Origin of the sequence: Streptomyces colwelliae (genome assembly GCF_048158785.1) — a bacterium.
Lineage (GTDB): Bacteria > Actinomycetota > Actinomycetes > Streptomycetales > Streptomycetaceae > Streptomyces.
The window spans coordinates 1-276 of record NZ_JBLTJC010001102.1 but is presented as its reverse complement, the minus strand read 5'-3'; the positions used below and the strand labels follow the sequence as shown (position 1 = coordinate 276).

Here is a 276-nt window from a genome sequence, read left to right as displayed (position 1 = left end):
CTCTCCCACAGGGTCCCCCCTGCAGTACCATCGGCGCTGTAAGGCTTAGCTTCCGGGTTCGGAATGTAACCGGGCGTTTCCCTCACGCTATGACCACCGAAACACTATGAAACAATCAACCGCACCACACCCCGCATAACCCAGGGGTGTGGGGTTGTTCGTGGTTTCAGAACCAACACAGTGGACGCGAGCAACTGAGGACAAGCCCTCGGCCTATTAGTACCGGTCACCTCCAGCGGTTACCCGCCTTCCAGATCCGGCCTATCAACCCAGTCG

At 58.3% G+C, this 276-nt stretch carries 2 rRNA genes; both read right to left on the bottom strand.

Annotated features, from left to right (window positions below):
* A 5S ribosomal RNA gene (rrf, locus tag ACNFOC_RS56020) occupies positions 1-101 on the bottom strand; the annotation flags it as partial.
* Between the two features lie 95 nt (positions 102-196).
* Positions 197-276: ribosomal RNA gene (locus ACNFOC_RS56015) — 23S ribosomal RNA — on the bottom strand; the annotation flags it as partial.